Origin of the sequence: Echinicola rosea (assembly GCF_005281475.1) — a bacterium.
Taxonomy (GTDB): domain Bacteria; phylum Bacteroidota; class Bacteroidia; order Cytophagales; family Cyclobacteriaceae; genus Echinicola; species Echinicola rosea.
The window spans coordinates 3,281,576-3,305,305 of the sequence record NZ_CP040106.1 but is presented as its reverse complement, the minus strand read 5'-3'; the positions used below and the strand labels follow the sequence as shown (position 1 = coordinate 3,305,305).

At 44.9% G+C, this 23,730-nt stretch carries 17 protein-coding genes; 7 read left to right on the top strand and 10 right to left on the bottom strand.

Features of this window, described 5'->3' with window-relative positions; translation table 11 throughout:
- Positions 1–437: 437 nt before the first annotated feature.
- The 7 genes from FDP09_RS13155 (at position 438) to FDP09_RS13125 (ending at position 12,667) form a co-directional block, all read left to right on the top strand.
- Entirely contained in the window at positions 438–1,775 is a 1,338-nt protein-coding gene (locus FDP09_RS13155) for a sugar porter family MFS transporter (RefSeq protein ID WP_137403105.1), read from the top strand.
- A 147-nt stretch (positions 1,776–1,922) separates the two neighbouring features.
- A complete protein-coding gene (locus FDP09_RS13150) occupies positions 1,923–5,072 on the top strand; it encodes a SusC/RagA family TonB-linked outer membrane protein (RefSeq protein ID WP_137403104.1) in 3,150 nt (1,049 codons plus the stop codon).
- A gap of 12 nt (positions 5,073–5,084) precedes the next feature.
- Entirely contained in the window at positions 5,085–6,827 is a 1,743-nt protein-coding gene (locus tag FDP09_RS13145) for a RagB/SusD family nutrient uptake outer membrane protein (RefSeq protein WP_137403103.1), read from the top strand.
- 182 nt (positions 6,828–7,009) lie between these two features.
- Positions 7,010–8,656, top strand: a complete 1,647-nt coding sequence (locus FDP09_RS13140; protein ID WP_137403102.1) for a glycoside hydrolase family 32 protein — start codon at positions 7,010–7,012, stop codon at positions 8,654–8,656.
- A gap of 31 nt (positions 8,657–8,687) precedes the next feature.
- Complete coding sequence (locus FDP09_RS13135; RefSeq protein WP_137403101.1) at positions 8,688–10,184, top strand: glycoside hydrolase family 32 protein; 1,497 nt, start codon at positions 8,688–8,690, stop codon at positions 10,182–10,184.
- Positions 10,185–10,283: 99 nt separating this feature from the next.
- Positions 10,284–11,627 carry a sugar porter family MFS transporter gene (locus FDP09_RS13130; RefSeq protein WP_137403100.1) on the top strand — a complete coding sequence of 448 codons (1,344 nt, stop codon included), beginning with the start codon at positions 10,284–10,286 and terminating at the stop codon, positions 11,625–11,627.
- A gap of 152 nt (positions 11,628–11,779) precedes the next feature.
- Positions 11,780–12,667, top strand: coding sequence for a carbohydrate kinase family protein (locus tag FDP09_RS13125; RefSeq protein WP_137403099.1), 888 nt, complete (start codon positions 11,780–11,782; stop codon positions 12,665–12,667).
- A 718-nt stretch (positions 12,668–13,385) separates the two neighbouring features.
- On the opposite strand, the gene FDP09_RS13120 is transcribed toward FDP09_RS13125, so the two are convergent.
- From FDP09_RS13120 to FDP09_RS13075, 10 genes are all read right to left on the bottom strand, one after another.
- The gene (locus FDP09_RS13120) at positions 13,386–14,459 is read right to left on the bottom strand and encodes a Gfo/Idh/MocA family protein (protein ID WP_137403098.1); all 1,074 of its coding nucleotides are present in this window, start codon (positions 14,457–14,459) and stop codon (positions 13,386–13,388) included.
- A 325-nt stretch (positions 14,460–14,784) separates the two neighbouring features.
- A complete protein-coding gene (locus FDP09_RS13115; protein WP_137403097.1) occupies positions 14,785–15,330 on the bottom strand; it encodes a porin family protein in 546 nt (181 codons plus the stop codon).
- Positions 15,331–15,551: 221 nt separating this feature from the next.
- The gene (locus FDP09_RS13110) at positions 15,552–16,157 is read right to left on the bottom strand and encodes a porin family protein (RefSeq protein ID WP_137403096.1); all 606 of its coding nucleotides are present in this window, start codon (positions 16,155–16,157) and stop codon (positions 15,552–15,554) included.
- A gap of 116 nt (positions 16,158–16,273) precedes the next feature.
- Positions 16,274–17,344, bottom strand: coding sequence for an alanine racemase (locus FDP09_RS13105; RefSeq protein ID WP_137403095.1), 1,071 nt, complete (start codon positions 17,342–17,344; stop codon positions 16,274–16,276).
- A gap of 1 nt (position 17,345) precedes the next feature.
- Entirely contained in the window at positions 17,346–17,783 is a 438-nt protein-coding gene (locus FDP09_RS13100) for a GNAT family N-acetyltransferase (RefSeq protein ID WP_137403094.1), read from the bottom strand.
- Positions 17,784–17,861: 78 nt separating this feature from the next.
- Complete coding sequence (locus FDP09_RS13095; RefSeq protein ID WP_137403093.1) at positions 17,862–19,298, bottom strand: sodium:solute symporter family protein; 1,437 nt, start codon at positions 19,296–19,298, stop codon at positions 17,862–17,864.
- Between the two features lie 179 nt (positions 19,299–19,477).
- Complete coding sequence (locus tag FDP09_RS13090) at positions 19,478–19,789, bottom strand: hypothetical protein (RefSeq protein ID WP_137403092.1); 312 nt, start codon at positions 19,787–19,789, stop codon at positions 19,478–19,480.
- 194 nt (positions 19,790–19,983) lie between these two features.
- Positions 19,984–20,733, bottom strand: a complete 750-nt coding sequence (locus FDP09_RS13085; protein WP_137403091.1) for a succinate dehydrogenase/fumarate reductase iron-sulfur subunit — start codon at positions 20,731–20,733, stop codon at positions 19,984–19,986.
- Positions 20,734–20,764: 31 nt separating this feature from the next.
- A complete protein-coding gene (locus FDP09_RS13080) occupies positions 20,765–22,699 on the bottom strand; it encodes a fumarate reductase/succinate dehydrogenase flavoprotein subunit (RefSeq protein WP_137403090.1) in 1,935 nt (644 codons plus the stop codon).
- 12 nt (positions 22,700–22,711) lie between these two features.
- Positions 22,712–23,398, bottom strand: a complete 687-nt coding sequence (locus FDP09_RS13075) for a succinate dehydrogenase cytochrome b subunit (RefSeq protein WP_137403089.1) — start codon at positions 23,396–23,398, stop codon at positions 22,712–22,714.
- Between the last annotated feature and the right edge of the window lie 332 nt (positions 23,399–23,730).

Here is a 23,730-nt window from a genome sequence, read left to right as displayed (position 1 = left end):
GCCTTTGCCGGCGGGCAGACCTAAACCTACGTGTAATCCGGTGTGTCTTTTGATCTATCTCTATGTTACAAAAAGACTTCCTTAGCGTTTTTTGTGCCTTGATCTAGCCCAAAATCCCCTACCGCCTTATCCGTCATTTAAGCGATGACTTGACACTAGTTCATTCTTTTTCAAAAAATTGGTACAATTTTGAAAATTTGAGACAATATTGAAATAACTTCGTTCCTTTTGATTTTTTAAAAAAATGGGGCTCAAATACACTTCCAGGTAACTTTTTCCTCCGTTTTTGGCCTGTCATCTGAAATTATAAAATTTTGGCACAGGATTAAAAATTATTTCCCCTCATCGCACCTAGATTGAGATCAATAGTTCCTGGCCATCTTCAGTTATTCACTAGGGTTGCCTTGCGCTATTATCAACAGTAAAACCCAAAAAACGTGAAGAATTTGACCACCTATTACGCATTTATTGTATCCCTCACCGGATTTCTATTCGGTTTTGATACCGTCGTAATATCGGGTGCCAATCTACCACTTAAAGCACTTTGGCAAACTTCTGATTGGTTCCATGGCTTTTACATCATGTCCGTGGCCCTTTGGGGCACGGTGATCGGCGCCTTGTTGGGCGGAATCCCATGCCACTTTATAGGTCGGAAAAACACCCTGTTTTGGATCGGAGTACTATTTTTGGTTTCTGCCGTAGGCACAGCACTGGCAACAGATCCCTATGTATTTTCTGTCTACCGCTTTGTTGGAGGAATGGCCATTGGGGCCAGTTCCATTGCAGCCCCCACTTATGTATCGGAGATCTCCCAAGCCTATAAAAGAGGCCGCCAAGTAGGGCTTTACCAAATCAATATTGTCATGGGGATTTTGGTAGCCTACATTTCAAACTATTTGCTTCAAGGAGTAGGAGGCCACAATGACTGGCGCTGGATGCTGGCCGCTGAAATAGTACCGGCAATTATTTACCTGGCCTTTATCCTGGACATTCCTGAAAGCCCACGGTGGTTGATCTTAAAGCGAAAGGATGAACCTGCTGCACAAAAGGTCCTTAAAAAGATCACTACTGGCAATATCGACCCGATATTATGGTCCATTAAGTGCGATTCACTGCGATCAAAAAAAATGAAACTCTTCTCTGCCAAAAACAGACTCCCACTGCTTCTTGCTGGCATCATCGCGGTATTCAACCAGCTCAGCGGCATCAATTTCATCCTTTATTATGCTCCCGAAATCATGGAAAAGGCAGGTTTTGTAACTTCTTCCTCACTATTGGGTGCTGTATTCATTGGATGCACCAATTTAGTATTCACCTTGATCGGGATGTACCTGATCGACAAAACCGGCAGGAAGCAATTGATGCTCATCGGATCCATTGGCTATATCATCAGTTTAGGCCTGATCAGTTACGGTTTTTATGATGGTGCTTCTCCGCTATTCATTCTGACAAGTATCCTGATATTCATTGCAGCGCATGGTATAGGACAAGGGGCGGTGATATGGGTATTTATCTCAGAAATCTTTCCCAACAAGGTCAGAGCGATGGGGCAATCCTTCGGTGCGGGAGTTCACTGGGGAGCTGCTGCCATGATCACACTCTTTGGAGCAGTATTGATCGATAACCTAGCACCTTCCCAAATCTTCCTGATTTTCTTGGGCATGATGACTTTGCAACTGGGATTTGTCTGGTTTATCATGCCGGAGACCAAAGGAGTGGAGTTAGAACATCTCCAAAATCAATTGCACAAACAAAAACAACCTATTCAGCCATGAATTAAGACACAAGTATCAAGACAAAAAACAGAAGGAGAAAGACTGGAATGGGCAGGACAGTATGATTTCATCCTGCTTTGCCCTATCGCATTGCAACTTTCTAACCATTCAAACCAATCACATTAACATGACAAACCCATTTACCTTATGAAAACAAGCGTATTAAATTTCCTAATCATGGTTTTACTGATCTTGCCCAGCTGGGCCCAAAACAGTGAAATCTCAGGCACCGTAACAGACAATGCGAGTGGTGATCCACTTCCGGGCGTCACCGTACAGGTGCAAGGCACAGGAACAGGTACCGTCACGGATCTGGACGGAAAATACAGCATTTCTGCAACATCCGAAGATGTATTGTTATTTTCCTTTATTGGCTATCAGACGGCCAAGGAAACTGTTGGAAATCGAAGCTCTATCGATGTCGTGCTTGGCCAGGACATGTCCAACTTGGATGAAGTGGTCGTGGTGGGGTACAGCTCCCAGAAAAAATCAGATATGACCGGAGCCATCGTCGCAGTGGACCTTACGCCCATAGAAGGGCAGAGCATGAGCAACGGCAACCCCATGCAAGCCTTACAAGGAAGGGTGCCGGGCCTTTATGTAGAAAAATCAGGCGATCCATCAGGAGCCAGCAGCAGGGTGTTGATTCGCGGAGTCTCCACGCTCGGCAATAATGATCCGCTTTATGTGATCGATGGTGTTCCCACCAAACGTCCAGAGGTATTTGCCAGTCTAAGTCCTGATGCCATTGAGTCCATTCAAGTGCTCAAAGATGCCTCCGCCTCTTCTATTTACGGTTCCAGAGCAGCCAATGGTGTCATTCTGGTCACCACTAAAAACAAGACCCTTGGAGGAGATAAGCTGGGCGTAAGCTTTAACTCTACCTTCTCTGTTCTTTCCGAAAAACAACAGCGCTACGACATGCTAAATGCACAGCAACGTGGAGAGGCCATTTGGAGAGCATCTGTCAATGACGGTGCCGATCCAGCCAGTGGCTATGGAGAAATCTATGATTTTGATTGGAATGGGGATTTTGACAATCCCGTGCTGAACAGTGTGACCGTACAGCCCTTTGTGGGCGGCGATGAATCCATACCGGCCGGAGACACTGATTGGCAGGATGAAACGTACGAAACCGGATACGCCTTCAATAATGAGCTGACAGTTACCACCAATTCAGAAAAATCATCCTTAATGGTCAATTTGGGATATTATAAAAACACCGGGATGCTCAAGTACACCGATTTTGAGCGGTATACTGCTCGGCTAAATGCCAATACGTGGTTATTTGACGACAAGGTCCGGTTTGGGATAAACACCCAGTTCTCCTCATCCAATGAATTGCTCGCTGCCATGGACGTGGGAGGTGCTCCTACCCCTGGACTTGCTATCACCTTGGCTCCTACCATCCCGGTATATGATGCCAATGGCAACTTTGCCGGACCACTAGGGTCTGGATACTCTGACAGGAACAACCCTGTCCTGATGCAGTACCTCAACCGATGGGACAACACGCGTAAAAACAACTTTTACGGAAATGTCTTCGCAGAATGGTCCATTTTGGAAAACCTAACCTTTAAGACCAGTCTGGGCCTCGACCTCAGTGATTATCAGCGCAAGGATATCGAACCAAAAGTGAATAATGGATTCGTTAACCGTAATAATAATCGGCTGATTTGGGATACCAATAAATTCACCAGCCTGGTATTTTCCAATACCTTAAACTATAAACTGGTTATGGGTGACCATCGATTTGATGTCTTGTTGGGAGTGGAATCGATCAAAGACGATTTTAACAGCATCCTATCCCAAGCGGATGGTTTTGCGGTAGAATCCGAATCTTACTTTGTCCTCAATGCCGCTTCAGGCGCCCGGACCAACAGTGGCTCCGCTACCGGCAGCAGACTACTATCACAGTTTGGCAAAATCAACTATGCATTTTCCGATAGGTACCTTGCCTCTTTTACCCTAAGACGAGACGGCTCCTCACGATTTGGTAAAAACAACCGATACGGGATATTTCCCGCCGCTACTGTGGGATGGAGGATCAGCAATGAGGCCTTTTTGGAAAACAGCCAAGTTATCTCTGACCTAAAGCTCCGGCTCGGATACGGTGAAGTAGGCAACCAAGAGATTGGTGACTTGGCACGATTTGGACTTTATGAATCGCGCTATGGCCCCAATCAAGCGCAATATGGCGGTGGCTTTTTTGAAACGTACTATAATGTCGGTACGGCCTATGATATCAATGGCAATGATTCGGGAACACTGCCTTCTGGTTTTGTCTCCATCCAAGCCGAAAACCCCGACCTCAAATGGGAAACCACTCAGGAATGGAACGTCGGAGTTGACTTCAGCCTGTTTAATTATGCCATCAACGGTTCATTCGATTATTTTAACCGTAAGACAACAGACATCCTCACCACTCCGCCCATTGCCTCGGTGATCGGAGAAGGGCAGCAAAGGGTCCTCAATGGCGCTTCCACTGCCACCAATGGCTGGGAACTTGCCTTGAACTGGGCAAAAGACTTCAACAGTGATTTTACCTTATCCGTAAACACCAATTTTGGTGCCTTCAAAGATGAAATCACCTATCTGCCCGAAGAGGTACGAACTGCCTTTCCGGGTACCATAAACAACTCCATCCTTGGCCACTCACAGTTTTCAATTTTTGGCTATCAAACCGACGGCCTATTCCAAAGCCAAGAGGATGTCGATAACAGCCCCGATCAGGATGGTGCACGGCCAGGAGGGCTTAAATTTCAGGACATCAATAATGATGGCGTGATCGATTCGGACGACCGGGACTTTATCGGCACTACCCTTCCAGATTTGGAATATGGAGTTGGCATTGACATCAAGTACAAGAATTTTGACTTTTCTATTTTTGGCTCAGGTGTAGCCGGGAGGATAGGTCAAGATCCCTACATCTTCTGGAACAATTTCGTCCAAGGGCGTGAAAATGCAGGCCTTGGTGTGCTGGATGCATGGACTCCCGAGAATTCAGGGTCTTCGATTCCTTCACTTTCCTTGGCATTTAACGACACCAGAACTTCCGATTATCTATTCAGAAAGAATGCCTATTTCAAAATCAGGAACCTTCAGCTTGGCTATTCTTTCCCTGAGGAAATGATCAGCCAATGGGCTGGAATGTCACGGCTCAGGGTGTATTTCCAAGGAGAGAACCTCCTTTGGTTTACCCCGAAAGATTATATCGGATCCGATCCTGAACGTACCGATGTCAACCGTATCCCAGTCCCCACCACCTTCACTCTGGGACTTAATGTAAACTTCTAATAACAGGAACTCATGAAAAACTATAAAATATACATTGCTTCAGCACTATTGGGATTGAGCATCAGTGCATGCTCCGATGAATTTCTCGAATACGAACCAGAAGGGGTACTATCAAGTGAAAATGTTTCCTCACCCGAAAATGCCGAGGGCTTGGTCATTGCCGCCTATGCGGGAATTGGAAATGACGAAATGATCGGTCCCTTGACTTCCATGTGGGTATATGGAAGCGTGCGGTCGGATGATGCCTACAAAGGTGGCGGAGGACGTGGAGACGTAGCCGAAATAGACCGCTATGAACAGTATAACCTGACCATTCCTGATCAGGGAGATGCCATGGCTCCAAGAACCTGGACAGACTTTTACAAAGCCATTTCCAGGGCTAATTTTGCCCTACAGGTCATTGAGGATATTCCTGAGGCAGACTATTCCATGAAGACCACCAGACAAGCTGAATTGCGGTTTCTCAGGGGACATTCACATTTTATCCTGAAAATGCTCTTTGACAAAATCCCCTATATCACAGAAGACCTCACACAGGAGGAAATCGCCTTGGTAAGCAATGATGTCTCTGATGAAGTACTCTGGAACAAGATCGCAGATGACTTTCTATTTGCCTATGAAAACCTCCCACCTTCCCAAGATGAGGTGGGACGGGCCGACAAAAATGCGGCTGCAGCCTATCTGGCAAAAGTAAGACTGTACCAAGCATATGAACAAAACGATCAACATGAGGTTATTAACATCAATCGTGAACGCCTGGAGGAAGTCATCCAATATGCCAATGAGGTGACTGGTACTTTAGAGGATGATTTTGGCAATAACTTTCTGGATGGGTTTGATAATGGACCGGAATCTATCTGGGCGGTACAGTTTTCCATCAATGACGGTACCACTGTGGGTCGCGTAAGCTATGTCACCGGCCTTAACTCTCCCCATGGAAATGTCCTATATGGCTGCTGCGGTTTCCATCTGGCCAGCCAAAACATGGTCAATGCTTTCCAGACCGATGAAAACGGACTCCCGATGTTGGACAGCTTTAATGAAACAGATATCTTCACGACCGTCCTTCCTGATGGCACCACTCCCCCATCTGACGGATTGACGGTCGATCCACGACTCGATCACACGGTGGGGATTCCAGGAAGACCGTTCAAATACCGCAATACCGTCAACAACTCAGGGGATATGGTGTATAATTTTAGTTGGGCACGAGATCCGGGTGTCTATGGCTACTTTGGCAACATGAAAGAACAACAGGCGCCTGATTGTTCTTGCTACAAAAAAGAAGGACCATTCGTCGGTACCTCCAAAAATATTGACTTCATTCGTTATGCCGATGTCTTGCTGTGGAAAGCAGAGGCGCTGATCCAGCTCGACAGATGGGATGAAGCGCTTCCCATCATCAATGAAGTAAGGTCCCGCGCTGCTGCCAGCACCCAAAGACCGCTTGATGCCGGTGCCAGTGATATTTACCACATCGGCCAATACACTTCCTTTCCAAGTAAAACATACGCTTGGAAAGCACTGAAGTTTGAACGAAGGCTGGAATTCGCCATGGAGGGTCACCGCTTCTTTGATTTGGTGAGATGGGGCGAAGCTTCCGAGGTGCTCAGCGCTTACTTGAATGAGGAGAAAACAAAAAGGGACTTTCTCTCCAATGCTGCCTTTACACCTGGCAGGGATGAATATTATCCAATTCCACAACGTGAGATAGATTTTACAGGTGGGGTATATCAGCAAAACCCTGGTTACTAACCCCTATGCAGCGGGGGACTAAACTAGTTCCCTGCTGTATAAAACCCTCATACCGGCATCTGCTAAACCGATAAACCAATTAAATGAACAATGAATTTCAGAATATGGAAAAGTTTTGCAATGTTTGGATGGATCTATATTTCGGAGACCTAAGTAAACCATTAACAATAGCCCATCGCGAGATGAAAAAACACACTCAAAATATCCTATTGGCAGTACCCATACTGCTCATGTGCCACTTTACTGTTTTGGCCAGCGAAATAGAACTAAAAATCACCAAAAGATACCTCAACTTCCCTATTTCACAGCACGAAACACGGCATAAAATGACCTTCCAAAGTGAAGGTCAGCCAGAACTGAATATCGTCATCAGACTTACTGCCGGGAAACCTGACTACTGGGTCTTTAAGGATGTTTCCAATCTAAAAGGCAAAACCCTTACCATCAGCTACGAGGGAGATCAAGCGGGACTTTCCAACATCTACCAAGCCAATGAAATTGCTGGTGCTGACAGCCTTTACCAAGAACACAACAGGCCACAGTTTCACTTCACCACCCGCCGTGGATGGATCAATGACCCCAACGGGCTACTTTATTATGATGGAGAATACCACTTATTTTACCAGCACAATCCCTACGAAAGAGAATGGGAAAACATGCACTGGGGCCATGCTGTCAGCCATGACCTGATCCATTGGAAAGAACTGCCAGATGCCCTCTACCCTGATGAGCTAGGGACCATGTTTTCGGGTTCGGCGGTCATTGACTATCAAAATACCGCAGGCTGGAACGAAGGAGAAATACCTGCCTTGGTGGCCGCCTACACTGCTGCAAGCCCCGAAAGACAAACCCAAGGTATTGCTTACAGCTTGGATAAGGGGCGGACCTTTACCAAATATAAAGGCAATCCGGTCATCGACTCTAAAGAAAAATGGAACAGTGTGGACACCAGGGATCCAAAAGTATTTTGGTATGAGCCTGGTGATCACTGGGTAATGGTACTCAACGAACGGGACGGACATTCGATATACAATTCTCAGGACCTTAAAAAGTGGGAATACCAAAGCCATACTACTGGCTTTTGGGAATGTCCAGAACTCTTCGAATTACCCGTGGACGGAGATCCCAAAAACACCAAATGGATAATGTACGGTGCCTCAGGAACCTATATGCTAGGTGAATTTGACGGAAAGACCTTTACGCCTACTGCCGGAAAATATCGTTACAGCTCAGGCCCCATTTATGCTGCCCAGACCTTTACCAATGTCGATGATGGGCGTAGAATCCAAATGGGATGGGGCCAGATAAGCCATCCCGGAATGCCTTTTAAAGGAATGATGATGCTCCCCACGGAATTTAGTCTCCGCAATACCCACGACGGCCCGAGACTCTTAAACCAACCTGTAAAAGAAACCGAACAACTCTTCACCTCAGTCAACCGATGGAGCAACCTAAGTACCGAAGAAGCCAATGAAGCCTTAGAAGAATATGCGGAAAAAGGGACCTTAAGATTGAAGACCCATATCCAACTCTCCCATGCCACCAGTGCCGGGCTCAACCTCTTTGGTCAGCACCTCATTGATTATGACCTAAACTATAACAAACTGAATGATGCTTTCTATTCTCCCGATGATCCGACCAGCATGGAAATCACCGCTGATATCTACATCGATAAGACCAGCATCGAAGTATTTGTCGATGAAGGAGCCTTTACCTTGGTCATGCCAAGAACTCCAGTGGAAAGCAATGAAGAGGGCTTCCATTTTTGGGGAAATAACATCACCATCAAAAATCTGGAGGTGTTTAAAGCAGCATCCATTTGGGAATAAATTCAAAATACCTTTTTAATAATCTACGATAATGAACAATCTGATCAAACCTATACTTCCTATCCTAGTTTTGGCGAGCATTTTTTCGTGCTCGCCAAACACTAGCGAGCAAGAGCAAAAGGATGAAAAGTCCTTTGATGAACAGTTTCGCCCTCAATATCACTTCTCCCCTCCTCAGCAGTGGATGAATGATCCCAACGGCATGGTGTACCTGGATGGTGAATATCACCTATTCTACCAGCATTATCCTGATAGCAATGTCTGGGGACCGATGCACTGGGGCCACGCTGTTTCGAAAGACCTCCTTCATTGGGAGCATTTGCCCATAGCACTCTATCCAGACAGCCTTGGGTATATTTTCTCAGGAAGTGCCGTCATAGACCATGGTAACACCACAGGGTTGGGAGAAAACGGCAAAGATCCGATGGTGGCCATTTTCACCTATCACCATGACAAAGACGGCCAAAGCCAAGGCATTGCCTTCAGCCATGACAAGGGACGGTCATGGACCAAATACAAAGAAAATCCAGTGCTCAAAAGCCCGGGCATAGCCGATTTCCGTGACCCTAAGGTAAGTTGGTATGACCGTGGAAATGGTTCAGGAAAATGGATCATGACTTTAGCCGTAAAGGACAAAATCAGCTTTTATTCTTCTCCAAACCTGATCGACTGGACACATCAAAGTGATTTTAACCCCGAGTGGGCAGCATACGGGGGTGTTTGGGAATGTCCGGACCTCTTTCCGCTGAAAACTTCCGACGGGGAGGAAAAATGGGTGCTCTTGGTCAGCATCAACCCAGGGGGACCTAACGGAGGATCAGCCACCCAATACTTCACGGGTAATTTTGACGGGCAGCGGTTTACTGCTGAAGGGCAGAAAGTCAAATGGCTCGATTACGGAGCTGATGATTATGCAGGAGTCACTTGGTCAAATATCCCCCAAAAAGATGGTAGAAGACTGTTTATTGGCTGGATGAGCAATTGGCAATATGCCAATGTAGTACCCACCACTGCTTGGAGGTCGGCCATGACCTTGCCGCGTGAATTGGAGTTGGTTGCAGTAGAGGGAGATGATAGGTTGGCTTCGCGCCCAATCCGTGAGACAAAGGATCTCCGCAGTTATTCCGAGTCTATTCAAGGCCCAACACATCAACTGAAAACGCCTTTATTTGAACTGGAACTGACAAAAGCAAATCACGAAAAGGCAAGCCTTACACTTAGCAATGAGCTTGGTGAGAAAATTGTCTTTAGAATCAGTGGTGACCAATTGATTTTTGACCGAAGTAATTCCGGGAAAACGGATTTTGAAGCAGGTTTTGGGAACCTCCACACCGCTCCCACCGCTGGTATGGCCATAAAAAGTCTCCGCGTCTTTGCTGACCGCTCATCTTTAGAGTTTTTTATCAATGACGGAGAGATGGTAATGACCGAAATTATTTTCCCCAACGCCCCATTTTCAGAACTGGACCTAGAAGGTTTTGATGCGGGTGCAAAAGTGCATTATTTAAAATCAATTTGGAACCGTTGAAACAAACCCGTTATAAATTGTTTCAATTCCTCATACTTCTGGCTAGCTTTAGCGATAAACTAAAACCAAGTCAAAGAAGTAAACCTATTAGAACCTATAATGAATAGTAAAAAGTACGTAATCTTTCTTTCCATTGTCGCCGCATTGGGAGGTTTTTTGTTTGGATTTGACACAGCGGTCATCTCCGGTGCAGAGCGATTTATCCAAGAAAAATGGCAATTGAGTGACTGGACGCATGGTATGGCGGTGGCCATAGCCCTATACGGAACCGTCATTGGCGCATTGTTTGGTGGGATTCCAGCTGATAAATTCGGGAGAAAAACATCCCTGCTGTGGATCGGTGTGCTGTACTTCGTATCTGCTCTGGGCTCTGCCCTTGCCCCGGAAGTCTTCAGTTTTATGTTCTTCCGATTTATAGGAGGACTGGGCGTGGGGGCTTCTTCAGTGGTGGCTCCGATGTACATCAGTGAGATCGCGCCGGCCAAAAACCGTGGAGTGCTGGTGGCACTGTATCAATTTAACATTGTTTTTGGGATCCTGATGGCCTATTTTTCAAATTACCTGATCGGGATAGCCGATCTAACCGAAAGCTGGCGCTGGATGATGGGCATGGAAGCTATTCCTGCTTTAGTTTATACGGCACTTTCCATCAAGGTTCCTAAAAGTCCCCGCTGGCTCATCGCACACCAAAACAACGTGGAAGAAGCTACTGCCATCCTCACCAGAACAGACCCTGAAGGGGTGGATGAGGCCATCCGTCTGGCCATAGAAGAACGCAACCGTGAAAAATCAACAGTCGGATTTGCGGTACTCTTCAAGAGCAGTCATCTCAAAACCACCATGCTGGCCGTATTGATTGCCATGTTCAACCAATTGTCGGGAATCAACGCGATCATTTATTTTGCTCCGAGGGTCTTCGAAATGGCAGGGATCGATGAAGAAAGTGCCTTGCTTTCTACCATTGGCATAGGAGCCGTTAATATGGTCGCCACTTTGATTGGCCTATACCTTATTGATAGGATCGGAAGAAAAAAACTGATGCTTATAGGCTCCATAGGGTACATCATTTCCCTGTTGCTCATTGCCTATTCCTTCTCGGGAGGGATCATCAGCACAGCGTTCTTGCCGATTTTTGTCTTTATATTCATCGCCTCCCATGCTGTGGGACAAGGCAGCGTGATATGGGTCTTCATTTCGGAAGTCTTCCCGAATGAAACTCGTGCTTACGGGCAATCCATCGGCTGCTTTACCCACTGGATTTTGGCGGCTGTCATCGCCAATGTCTTCCCCTTCTTTGCCAACGCATTTGGACCGGTAAGTATTTTCGGGTTCTTTGCGGTCATGATGGGCTTACAGCTGATCTGGGTAATGACCAAAATGCCAGAGACCAAAGGTCGTTCACTGGAGGAAATCCAGCAGGACCTCGCATCAGGAAAAAATTAGTCAACAAAGAAGCATAATATTTCGGAAGTACTTCGTACTTGGCGTAGTATTTATTGGGCACCTATTGGTCGCAGTCTCCAGACTGCGGCCGCAACCTCCCCAAGTCTTCAGACTTGTAGGCACCTAGGAAAAGTCATATAACATCTAACAACATGAACAAAAAAGCAGTAATCTTCGGTGAAATGCTTTGGGATTGCTTCCCTAACAAAAACCTGCCCGGCGGTGCTCCCATGAACGTCGCCTTACACATTCAGCACCTGGGAATCGAAACCACTTTTATCTCCAAAACAGGCCATGACCAACTTGGGGCGGATTTGTTGTCATTTGTAACCAAAAATGGGCTTGACGGCACATTTATTCAAAAAGACAATGCTCATGAGACCAGTCGGGTAGTGGTGGACAACTCCGACAAAGAGAACATCAAATATGAAATCGTCCAGCCAGTAGCTTGGGACTTTATGAAGTGGAACACAGCCATTCAGGAAAAAGTGGACGAGGCTGATGTCTTTGTATTTGGTAGCCTTGCCGCTAGAAGTGAACAAAGCCGCAATACACTTTTCAGGCTTCTGGAAACCAACACTCTAAAAGTCCTGGACATCAACATTCGGGCGCCGCATTATACCACAGGCCTCCTCCAGCAGCTTCTCAATAAAGCTGAAGTGCTAAAGATCAATGATGATGAATTGGAAATTCTTACTGAAACCTTTGGCTTACCAAAGGGTGAAAAGGCCAGCATCGAACAACTCACCAAGACATTTGACCTCAAGATGGTATGCATCACCAAAGGAGCATATGGTGCCATGATCTTTGACGGTCATGGAATGCACTATCATGCTGGGTATAAGGTGACAGTAGAAGACACGGTCGGTTCGGGAGATGCCTTTCTCAGTGGCTTCATCTACCAATTCCTCCAAGGAAAACAACCGGCCGAAATCCTTGATTTTGCCTGCGCGCTCGGTGCTTTGGTGGCTACACAGAAGGGCGGAACTCCGCGGTATGAGACTGAACAAATTCAGGCCATACAAAATCGCAATCGATAAAAAGGGAACATTAAAATTATATGGCTCTATATGGATTTCAGTGGGTAGATTATTTTATCAAAAATCGTGATGATTAATCATCACCTCGTAAAATAGCCCCAAGGACATCATCCACCTAGCCGCTATTGGACGTGAAGTAATTAAACCCGTTTTATCAATGTCGTTTAGTTAAAGGGATTTTCCAATACGGATCGTCCATTGAGAAAATTATGGTTTTAGTCCATGGTCTTTTTAAACTTGTATAAAATGGATCCGCCTTGCAGGTATTGGGCGTTAAGAAATTAAAAAGCGGGTAGGCAAGAAGGCAGGCTTGTTTGACGAAATGGTGGAAAAAATGGTTGTTGGAAGCTAAACACGAGGAGTTTGCCTGCATGTGGGCGGGGTTTGATTTTAGCCCAATAGATGCACAGCGGCGGTTTTTTTTGGTTACTTTTTTGACCTGAAGCAAAAAAGTGACAAAGGTAAAGGGATGAAAACCACCTAGGGATTTAGCTAGAAACCTCAGTTCGATTATAAAACCGTCACTGCGAGGCTTAGAAGGAGGCCTGAGCGGGTGGAAGCCGTGGCAGTCTCAGTATTTCGGGATTGCCACACCCTTTTCCAACCCACATCCTCTTAAAAAGGGTATGACGCTTTTAATACTAAAATTAAGTCGAACTCAGGTTAATACTTACCCACACTAAATCATATAGAACCAATTATATCCCTCTATACAGTCTTACCCAATAGGTACCCTCACACCTTCCCTCGCTGACTTAAATGCCGCCTCCACGACCATGACATCTCTAAGTCCTTCCTCGCCAGGCACCATCACAGGCTTGTCCTGCAAAATAGCCAAGGCATCATCGTCCATCTGTACGGCTTGCTGGCTTTTTACCTGATTGGTAAATTGGGTACCGTCACTGGCCGAGCCTTTGATCCCGCTATAGGATTGGAAGGGTTCCAATCTGAAATTCCCGCTGCGACAAGTCACCGTCAGTCTTCCCATGTTCATACCGAAACTCGTGGCACAATTGGCCATCAAACCATCTGGGAATTCGAGCATATAGTTCATGGTTTCGTCCACCTCATCAAACTTCTCTGGACGCATGACGCTCTCATAAGCCATTACGGAGATAGGTTCTTGGCCACTGATGTACCGAACGCCATTGATGGGATAGACACCCATGTCGTACATCGCTCCACCGCCCATCTCCTTGTCCAGCCTCCAGATTCCACTACTGTTCATATAAAACCCGGCCACCGCTTCCAGCATTTTCAGCTCACCATACTTTTGGTTTTTTACAAATTCCCTGAACAGCTGGGTATTGGGTTCATGCTGCATCCTGTAGCCTATCGATAGCTTTGCTTTGTTCTTGTTACAGGCATCGATGATCTTCTGGCACTCCTTGACCGTCTTGGCCATGGGTTTTTCGCACCAGACATGCTTGCCTGCCTCTGCGGCTTTGATCGCAAACTCGGTATGCATGCTATTTGGCAATACCACATAGACCACATCAATATCGGGATTGTCGGCTATGGATTCAAAGTTCTCGTAATTGTAAATGTTCTTATCCGGGATACCGTATTGTTCCTGCCATTTTTCAGCTTTGGACGGGGTACCTGTCACAATACCTGCCAGGTAGCAATGGGACGTCATCTGAAGTGCCGGTGCTAACTGACCCGTGCTATATCCCCCAAGTCCCACCAACGCCACGCCAAGCTTGTCCTTTTTTTGTCCAAAGGAAATGTTAGGAAAACTCAAGGCAGCCGAGGCCAAAGCAGAATGTTGGATAAATTGTCGTCGCTTCATGGTTTCTTTTAGGTTTATATGGTTTGAAAGTTACTTAGTTCATAATAAAATAGCCAAAACCCTAAATGTTTGATGGCTTTCCAAGCGCTCTTTTAGCATGTAAAAAGATATAGCTTTCGAGTCATAATAAATTGATTTCTTCAACTGGGTTAGGGGATTACAAATCCTCTTTATTTGTAGTGCCGGAATGCAAATCCGGAACTCAAATCTCACGTCTCATATCTCAAGACTCATTACTTACTACTCCCGTCTCAATAAGATACAAAAAGAAAAACCCATCCGCTATAACAGATGGGTTATAATATATAAAGTTTGGTATAACCGGTCAGAAACTTTTACCGAGTGATACCTTAAATACACTGTTCTTGGTATCGACATCATTATAATTCATGTCCACGAATCCAAAATCATAACTACCTTGGATGTTAAAGCCCAAAGGTAGGTTTAATCCCACTCCGACGACTCCACCTATATCAAACTTGGTCAATCCATCCAAGGAGGTCATGTCGGTAGTCCCTTTATAGCTCCTCGCCAATAGCACAGAAGCCTGCGGTCCTGCAAATACGTTAAATAGCGGAAGGAAGCCTAGCCGTACCAATACGGGTACATCCAAATAGTGAAGCCTTTCTTTACCGGTGGATCCCATATCGTCCACCTTACAGCCCTTCCTGGTATATTGAAGCCCAGGCTCTACTGCTAACAAGCCTAAATTGATCTTATGGTAAAACCCTGCGTGGAAGCCAGAACTACCATCCGAACCAATTCCATTAATATCAGAATAATTCCACCCGGCCCTGATACCGGTCTGGCCATAAAGCTGGTGAAATCCTCCCATCATTACAATTGCAAAAATGATCAAACGTGCTTTCATGAAAGTGTTGGTTTATGAGAAATACATGGTTAAAATACAGCGCTTTTAAAAGCGAGATAATTAGAACTTTTAGTATTAACGTTAAAAATCACCAAATGATGGTATTTTTTAACTAAAAGTTAGGCCTAATAAGGTAACTTTCCTGAAACTCCTATTTTCCCGGACAATAAAAAAGGATCCCTTGTCATCAAGGAATCCTTTTGGTTGGATTATAATATTCACTAAAAGCTATAGCCTAGCGAAACTTTAAATCCTCTATTGTAAATTTTAGCATCAGACTCTTTGAATACTGGAGTCAGGCCTAAGTCATAACTACCCTGTACATTAAGACCTACGGGCAGGTTATACCCCACACCGAATACCAGACCTGCATCCAGGTCATTGACATCGTCCGTCTCAAATTCAAAGGTGTTACCGAATGCATCTCCCTCATAAGTTGCCTTGGTCAAAATAGACCCTTGTGGACCAGCAAAGATGTTAAACCCATCACTGGCATAAAACCTCAGCAGAATCGGCACATCGATGTATTGCAAAATGGCCCTGGACTCGGCAAAGTTATCCGCCTCGGTTCCTTTTTGAGAATAGTACACCCCTGGCTCAATAGCGAAATTATCGGTCACAAACATGTTACCATAAATCCCGGCGTGAAAGCCAGCCCTGTTGGTATAATCGTTATTGGAGCCGTCATCACCTCCCCAATTGAAGAAGTTCGCACCGCCCCGGATACCAAAACTACTGTTCTGTGCACTGGCAGGTGTTCTCCGCTGCGCATTGGCATCCCAAACAAATAATGAAACCGCGATAAATGCAAAAATTACTTTTTTCATGTTATTGATATAGTTGGTTCATGCATTCATACACTAATACTATGCCAAAAAAACATAAAAAAAGGCAGTCTCGGATTCACTGCCTCTGATAAGTTATAAAATCCTCTGTGGATGAATCAGATAACTCTCTTCTCAATATAATAGGAATTTAAAATGGCCAATGCCCCCATATACTTTAACTTGAAACGGATCAGGTCTCCCACTTTGTAGTTCTTCGGATTTTTCCCTAGATCTAGGATCAACATATCTGAACTTGCGCCCAGCACCTCAAATTCATCTTTGTCATAAATCAAATACTTGGGATCCACATCAAGCAAACCGATATCGAGAATTCCCCTGAAGGAAGATTGGCCATATAGGGATTCATCTATTTCGGTAATATCCCCCTGAGGGTTAGCTGCTAAATTGCCCGTAGGAAGTAATGGCTTTTCCTGCATTTCGATGATCTCCGTACACAGCTCAAACACACTGTCATTCATCCCTGGAATGGTACTTTCATCAAATAGGTTGGCGCCAAAGTACAAGGTCTCTCCCACCCTAAAGTGGTTTACCCCTTTGGGAAGCTGGTGGTTTAGCATAAGCGGAATGGTCACTGATGTACCGGCAGATACCCATGGGATCTCTTTGTTAAACTTCAGTTCGATAATTTGTTTATAAAGGGACAGCTGCACCAGCTTGTCCGTTGAAGGCATTACACCATTGAGGCAGTTAAGGTTGGTTCCCAAACCAATGACGTCCACGTTTGGCAACCGAAAAATTTTGGCATAAAAATCCACCAGATCCTCTCCCATCACCCCTTCGCGAAGATCTCCGGTTTCCACCATAATGATAATTTGGTGCTTCTTATCTTGCCTGACAGCCTCTTCACTGATCCACCGGATGGTCGTCAGCTCGCTGTTAAGGCTCACATCGGCATACGTCACCACATCCGCCAAATTCCTCTTGGACGGAGGCTTGATGTAAACGGTCTTGATATTGGGATTGATGTTCTTGACCTTTGCGAGGTTACTAATCCTGGAATCATGGATTTCATCCACACCCAAGTCAATTAACTCCTTGATGTATATCTCATTGCCGCAAAGCATCTTAGATACAGCCCCCCAAGCGACACCGTATTCATTAAATTTTTCCTTAAGAAATTGGTAATTTTTATTAAGATTATCCTTATGAAGATTTAAAAAAGCCATTTTATTTTTTCAACCTCATTTCCAAGTATTTGTTCGTAAAGCCCAATTTTTCGTACAGGCCTTTCGCAGGATTGTCCGGTTCCACATGCAAGGCAATGTCTCCTGTGGTCATATTGATGGCTGTTTCCATCAATTTCTTACCCAAACCTTTTCCTCGTTGACTGCTACTTACTGCGATATAAACTAGTATATTTTCGGGAATATAACCAGACATACCAGTCTTATTTACCACTACGGCCCCGACAATTTCACCATTTTCACGCCCCATTACCACAAATCCGCCTTTATCCACCGCCTGGTCGAGTGCATAATCCAAACAATTCATAATGTAACCATGAGGGTCTCCATATTCGTCCAAATGTTCAAAAAGGAAATCGGCAATTTCTTTTTTCTGTAAATAGGTAGCATTATCTATTGTAGAAAGCGATTCAATTTTCATAATACGTTTCTTTTTTTTCGTGCAGAATCATAGCATAAAACATCACCCCGACACTTTAACTGATCCTTCACGAAAAGGTTAATTATCACTGAATTTTCTTTGCTCTAATTCGAATAAATTATCCACCAGCAAAAACACTGCTAAAGATGATAAAAGCCCAAATAAATTGGCATCAAGGCCTAAAGGAAGTGCTACCCCACTAAAAGCCAGCCCCGCAGTCACCCCTCCTCCAAGGATCATGGAAGCGATGGCCGCTGTTGGATTTCGCTTATTCCAAAACAAGCCTGCTAATATGGGGACCAATAATCCTGAAACCATAAAAGCATACGAGTACAGCATGAGTTCCAAGACATTAGTCATCTGCATAGCGATCAAAAGCGCTGCCGTACCAATGAGCAATGTAAACAATTGGCTGAAGCGAACGGACTTTTCCTCAGGTTGTTTGCTGAGCCATTTACCAAACAAATCCGTAGTAAGGTTCCCTGAGGCTGCCATCAGGCACGAATCAGCGGTGGAAAGCACCGCAGAGAAATATGCTGACATCATCAAGCCCATGATTCCTGCTGGAAGCACATGGCTCAGCAGAATGGGCAATCCCATTTCAGGATCCAGGTTATCTGTGGCTTCCGCTATGAGTCCTTGCTCGAAGGCCACTTTGGCCAAAACACCTAATGAAACGCCCATAAAGGCCATGATCGGCCATTCAAATATCCCGGCGATGTACCAAGCTCTTTTTGCTGTCTTGACATCTCGACTGGCAAATATCCGCTGGTAAAGTGTCATGCCCACAAACCATATCGGCAATATGGTGATGCCCCAATTGGCCAAATCCTGCCAAGTAAGGTTCGTTAAACTGAAATACTCATCAGGTAAGGTCTTACTGATTTCTTCCCATCCCCCCACGTGAAAATAGGCTATCGGCAATCCGATAAAGATAAAGCCTAGCAATAAAATGATCCACTGGATCGTATCCGTATAAATCACCGCCTTCAATCCTCCCATAACGGTATAGATCACTGCTATAACCCCCATTACGAGCAGTGCCATATTGAGATCAAGCCCCTTGAAGGTACCGGAGGCCAGTTTAGCCCCTGCCAATAACTGGGAGGAAGTAAAGCCCAAATAACCTACAAAACAAATAATCCCCGCGGCAATGCCTACTTTTCGGTTAAACAAGTATTGGAATATCTGGGGGAAAGTATAAAACTTAGCAAAAGCGGGATTGGATTTGACCTTTGGGATCAAAAAGACAGCCGCTAACCAAGCCCCCAAAAGGCCTGTAAAAAGCATCCAGCTACCCGACAATCCCATCGCAAAGCCCAAACCTCCCAATCCAATGGAAAAGCCTCCTCCTACATCGGTAGCCACAACTGAAAGTCCGATATGCCAAGCGCCCATGTTTCTTCCTCCAACATAGTAATCATCATTACCTTCATTCCTACGCATGAAGTAAACGCCTACTCCAAGCATGACAATCATATAAATGACAAAAATCAGGAGGTCTATTATTTCCATTCAGGAATCAGTTCTGCTTACAATGGTTATATTCACTTGGATTATCTAATTTAATGTTTTATTTATTTTTTCCTATTTTAAAGGGTCATTTTATAAAAATATACTATTACAACAACAGAAATCCTAGGAATAATTAAACCCGGAATCAATGCCGTTTAGTTAAGGCTATTTCCCTGTTTTCACCTGCTAGGAGTTTCTTTTCTATTTGACTTTGGCTGTATGGCTTTGGCCATATTGGTGGATTTTATCCTTTTCCTTTTTTCCCCCGAAAGCCTTCGGGGCAGGCTATTGATGAAAAAAGAAAGAAAAAAATCCAGGCCGGTGGTCTGCCCTTTAAAATGGAACATGGATTTACCCTGCGACGTGGATCCGTCACCCATTTTAATTTCCAGCCGATGGCTATGGCCTAAAAGCGAGTGGGGCTCGCTGTTCCACGACGCGAGCCAACTCACTTTCTTAACAGCCTGCACCACCGGATGAAAAACAGGCATATAAAGGGCCGTTATCAGGAAGCCATACCTTTTTGGGCTCAAGAGGACTTGTAGTTCTAGCTCAACCTGGTTACTTAAAAAACGTTATGACACTGCATAGAATAATGATGGTAATTTATCCAAAAGTGACTCTTGATAGCATAAAAAAAGCCGGAAAAACCGGCTTTCATTTACTATAACTATAACTTGATCATCTATACGTTTTCACTGCTGGCTGAAGCAGAGAAATACTCCCTGTTCATCCGAGCGATATTCGTCAGACTGATTCCCTTGGGACATTCTGCTGAGCATGCTCCCGTATTGGTACAGGCACCGAAGCCTTCCTCATCCATTTGGGCCACCATTTTCTCAGCCCTTTCTTTACGCTCCACTTTCCCTTGTGGCAACATCGCCAATTGAGAGATTTTGGCAGAAGTAAAGAGCATGGCAGAGGCATTTTTACAGGCTGCTACACAAGCACCACAGCCAATACATGTAGCCGCATCAAATGCTTCATCAGCAATTTTCTTGGGAATGGGTATCTCATTTGCATCCGGTACTCCTCCCGTATTGACAGATACATAGCCACCTGCCTGGATGATCCGGTCAAATGACCCACGATCCACTACCAAGTCTTTCACGACCGGAAAGGCGGCCGCTCTCCACGGTTCGATCACGATGGTGTCACCATCCTTGAATGACCTCATGTGCAGCTGACAAGTGGTTGTCTGCTGTGGGCCATGGGGCTTGCCATTGATGTAGAGGGAACACATACCACAGATACCTTCGCGACAGTCGTGGTCAAAGTGCACGGGATCCTCTCCTTTTTCAGAAAGTTCTTCGTTTAGCACGTCCAACATCTCCAAAAAAGACATATGTTCCGAAATTCCCGTCAATGTATAATTTTTAAAACTGCCCTTGTCCGAGCTGTTTTGTTGTCTCCAAACTTTAAGTGTTAAGTTCATAAGAGTGATGAATTTTTAGGTTTTGAAATGGTTACTTGTAGCTACGCTGGGTCAACTTCACGTTTTCAAATTTGAGCTCTTCCTTGTTGAGCTCTTCCGCTACGCCATCTCCCATGTGCTTCCAAGCAGCCACATAAGCAAAGTTTTCGTCATCGCGAAGGGCCTCGCCTTCTTCGGTCTGATATTCTTCTCTGAAGTGACCACCACAAGACTCATTTCTGTGCAGTGCATCCCTTACCATTAGCTCTCCCAATTCCAGAAAATCTGCCACCCGGTGTGCCTTTTCCAAGGAAAGATTAAGTTCTTCATTGCCTCCCAGAACTTTCACATCATTCCAGAATTCTTTTCTTAGCTCTTGGATCATGCCAATGGCCTTCTCCAAGCCTTCAGCAGTCCGTGCCATACCGCAATATTCCCACATGATTTTACCCAATCGTTTGTGGAAGTCATCCACCGTCTTGCTACCATCGATGCTAAGTAGCCGTTGGATTTTATCTTGTACTTCTTTTTCTGATTTCTTGAATTCCTCATGATCGGTCGGTACTTTTTCGTAGGGCATTCCGGCCAAGTAATCCCCCACGGTGTAAGGAATCACAAAGTAACCATCCGCCAAGCCCTGCATTAGTGCTGAGGCTCCAAGTCTATTGGCACCATGATCGGAGAAGTTTGCTTCTCCCAAAGCGTACAGACCAGGCACTGAGGTCATCAAATGGTAATCTACCCAAAGCCCGCCCATGGTATAGTGAACGGCAGGATAAATCTTCATCGGCGTCTGGTAGGGATTTTCACCTGTGATCTGCTGATACATGTCAAACAGGTTACCATACTTCGCACTGATGAGGTCTTCACCATCCCTGATAATGGCATCACGGAAGTCAAGGAAAACCGCTTCTCCCGTTTCATTAACCCCTCTGCCTTCATCACATACGTATTTGGCATTTCTGGAAGCCACGTCACGAGGAACGAGGTTACCGAAAGAAGGATACCTTCTCTCCAAATAGTAATCCCTGTCTTCGTCTTTTATATCTTTTGGCATGATTTCCTTCTTGCGAAGCTTTTCTGCCAGTTCTTTTGTCTTAGGTACCCAAACCCTACCGTCGTTACGGAGTGATTCTGACATGAGGGTCAATTTCGACTGGTGGTCTCCCGATACTGGGATACAGGTTGGGTGGATCTGTGTGTAGCAAGGATTGGCAAAGTATGCACCTTTCTTATGTGCTCTCCAAGCGGCGGTCACATTGGACCCCATGGCGTTAGTGGAGAGGAAAAATACGTTGCCATATCCTCCGGTACACAGCAATACAGCATGGCTACTGTGGGACTCTATAGCTCCGGTGATCAGGTTTCGGGTAACGATCCCTCTGGCTTTGCCATCGATGGTCACCACATCCATCAGTTCGGTACGTGGGTAAAGCTTCACCTTCCCATTCGCCACCTGACGGCTTAGTGCTGAGTATGCACCCAAGAGCAACTGCTGCCCAGTTTGACCCCTTGCATAAAACGTCCTGGACACCTGAGCTCCACCAAAGGAGCGGTTGGCCAATAACCCACCATATTCGCGGGCAAAAGGAACACCTTGTGCCACACATTGGTCAATGATATTGACAGATACTTCTGCAAGTCGGTGTACATTGGCTTCTCTGGAGCGGTAATCACCACCTTTGATGGTGTCATAAAACAACCTATATACCGAGTCACCGTCATTTTGATAGTTTTTGGCAGCGTTGATACCACCTTGGGCAGCGATAGAGTGCGCTCTACGTGGGCTGTCCTGAAAGCAAAAGGCCTTCACATTATAGCCTAACTCCGCCAACGATGCTGCCGCAGAGGCTCCGGCCAGACCAGTTCCGACAACGATCACATCATACTTTCTCTTGTTGGCCGGGTTGACCAACTTCATGTTGAATTTATGTTTCGTCCACTTTTCAGCTAATGAACCTGCTGGTATTTTAGAATCAAGTATCATATTGGCTAGTTATTAATTCAAAGTTGAGAAATAGATGTAAATCGGCATGGAAGCAAACAATGCCGGAACAATGATAGAAAATGCAGTTCCTATAAACTTGATCGCAGGCGTATATTTTTTATGATTCAGCCCTAATGTTTGGAATGCACTTGCAAATCCATGATTTAGGTGAAAAGCCAAAAATGCCATTGCTACCACATACAAGGCCACAAGACCGATATTTGCAAAGGCTCCATACACTACTGCGTACAAATCTTTAAATTCGCCAGATTCATAGGTCACTGTAGGAATACCTCCCCAATGCATTTGTGCCCAGAAATTCTGAAGGTGGACAACAATAAAGATCAAAATGATCGTACCCAATATCCCCATATTTCTGGAATTCCAACTGCTATTGGTACTCGCTTTGGTTTCAGCATATCCGATAGGCCTTGCCTTTTTGTTTTTTGCCGACAAAATAATTGCATAAACAACGTGTGCAAAAATGGAAATATAGGTCAGGTAAGATAGCACCTTCACGGCAGGATTGGTGGTCATAAACTTGGCGTATTCATTAAAGGCTTGGCCGCCATCATCCTTGAACAATAACATGTTTCCTGAAACGTGGCCGACTAAAAACAGTATCAGGAATAATCCTGTCAGGGCCATTAGCAACTTTCGTCCCAAAGTGCTAGTAAAGGTTTTGGTTACCCAACTCATAAACGTTTTTCTTTATTTAATGTAGATGGTTTTATTTTGCAATCTCGTTAACAAAGTTAAATGCCGAAAGTTTAGCAAACAATCCACTTCATACGTAATAAGCTTATTTTAAAAGGTTCTAAATAACTTCAAAACGAGGATTTTCAGCACTTTTTCATACTTTTTACTCTCTAATCACTTAATTTTTGGGTTGTATTTAGATAAATAGGGACACTTCATTAACTTTAATCCGTATATAGATACAAATTGAGCAAAAATTTAAGTTAACTACGTATATAAAATTCAAGTAATTTTACGTGAAATTTTTAAGTAATGCGATATGAAAACATTAC

What these genes read in the sequence shown, in the direction of transcription:
- FDP09_RS13150 (WP_137403104.1), top strand. Translation starts at nt 1,923, where the DNA reads ATGAAAACAAGCGTATTAAATTTCCTAATCATGGTTTTACTGATCTTG.
- FDP09_RS13085 (WP_137403091.1), bottom strand. Translation starts at nt 20,733, where the DNA reads ATGAACTTAACACTTAAAGTTTGGAGACAACAAAACAGCTCGGACAAG.
- FDP09_RS13110 (WP_137403096.1), bottom strand. Translation starts at nt 16,157, where the DNA reads ATGAAAAAAGTAATTTTTGCATTTATCGCGGTTTCATTATTTGTTTGG.
- FDP09_RS13100 (WP_137403094.1), bottom strand. Translation starts at nt 17,783, where the DNA reads ATGAAAATTGAATCGCTTTCTACAATAGATAATGCTACCTATTTACAG.
- FDP09_RS13105 (WP_137403095.1), bottom strand. Translation starts at nt 17,344, where the DNA reads ATGGCTTTTTTAAATCTTCATAAGGATAATCTTAATAAAAATTACCAA.
- FDP09_RS13095 (WP_137403093.1), bottom strand. Translation starts at nt 19,298, where the DNA reads ATGGAAATAATAGACCTCCTGATTTTTGTCATTTATATGATTGTCATG.
- FDP09_RS13135 (WP_137403101.1), top strand. Translation starts at nt 8,688, where the DNA reads ATGAACAATCTGATCAAACCTATACTTCCTATCCTAGTTTTGGCGAGC.
- FDP09_RS13120 (WP_137403098.1), bottom strand. Translation starts at nt 14,459, where the DNA reads ATGAAGCGACGACAATTTATCCAACATTCTGCTTTGGCCTCGGCTGCC.
- FDP09_RS13075 (WP_137403089.1), bottom strand. Translation starts at nt 23,398, where the DNA reads ATGAGTTGGGTAACCAAAACCTTTACTAGCACTTTGGGACGAAAGTTG.
- FDP09_RS13145 (WP_137403103.1), top strand. Translation starts at nt 5,085, where the DNA reads ATGAAAAACTATAAAATATACATTGCTTCAGCACTATTGGGATTGAGC.
- FDP09_RS13125 (WP_137403099.1), top strand. Translation starts at nt 11,780, where the DNA reads ATGAACAAAAAAGCAGTAATCTTCGGTGAAATGCTTTGGGATTGCTTC.
- FDP09_RS13130 (WP_137403100.1), top strand. Translation starts at nt 10,284, where the DNA reads ATGAATAGTAAAAAGTACGTAATCTTTCTTTCCATTGTCGCCGCATTG.
- FDP09_RS13115 (WP_137403097.1), bottom strand. Translation starts at nt 15,330, where the DNA reads ATGAAAGCACGTTTGATCATTTTTGCAATTGTAATGATGGGAGGATTT.
- FDP09_RS13080 (WP_137403090.1), bottom strand. Translation starts at nt 22,699, where the DNA reads ATGATACTTGATTCTAAAATACCAGCAGGTTCATTAGCTGAAAAGTGG.
- FDP09_RS13090 (WP_137403092.1), bottom strand. Translation starts at nt 19,789, where the DNA reads ATGCCTGTTTTTCATCCGGTGGTGCAGGCTGTTAAGAAAGTGAGTTGG.
- FDP09_RS13140 (WP_137403102.1), top strand. Translation starts at nt 7,010, where the DNA reads ATGAAAAAACACACTCAAAATATCCTATTGGCAGTACCCATACTGCTC.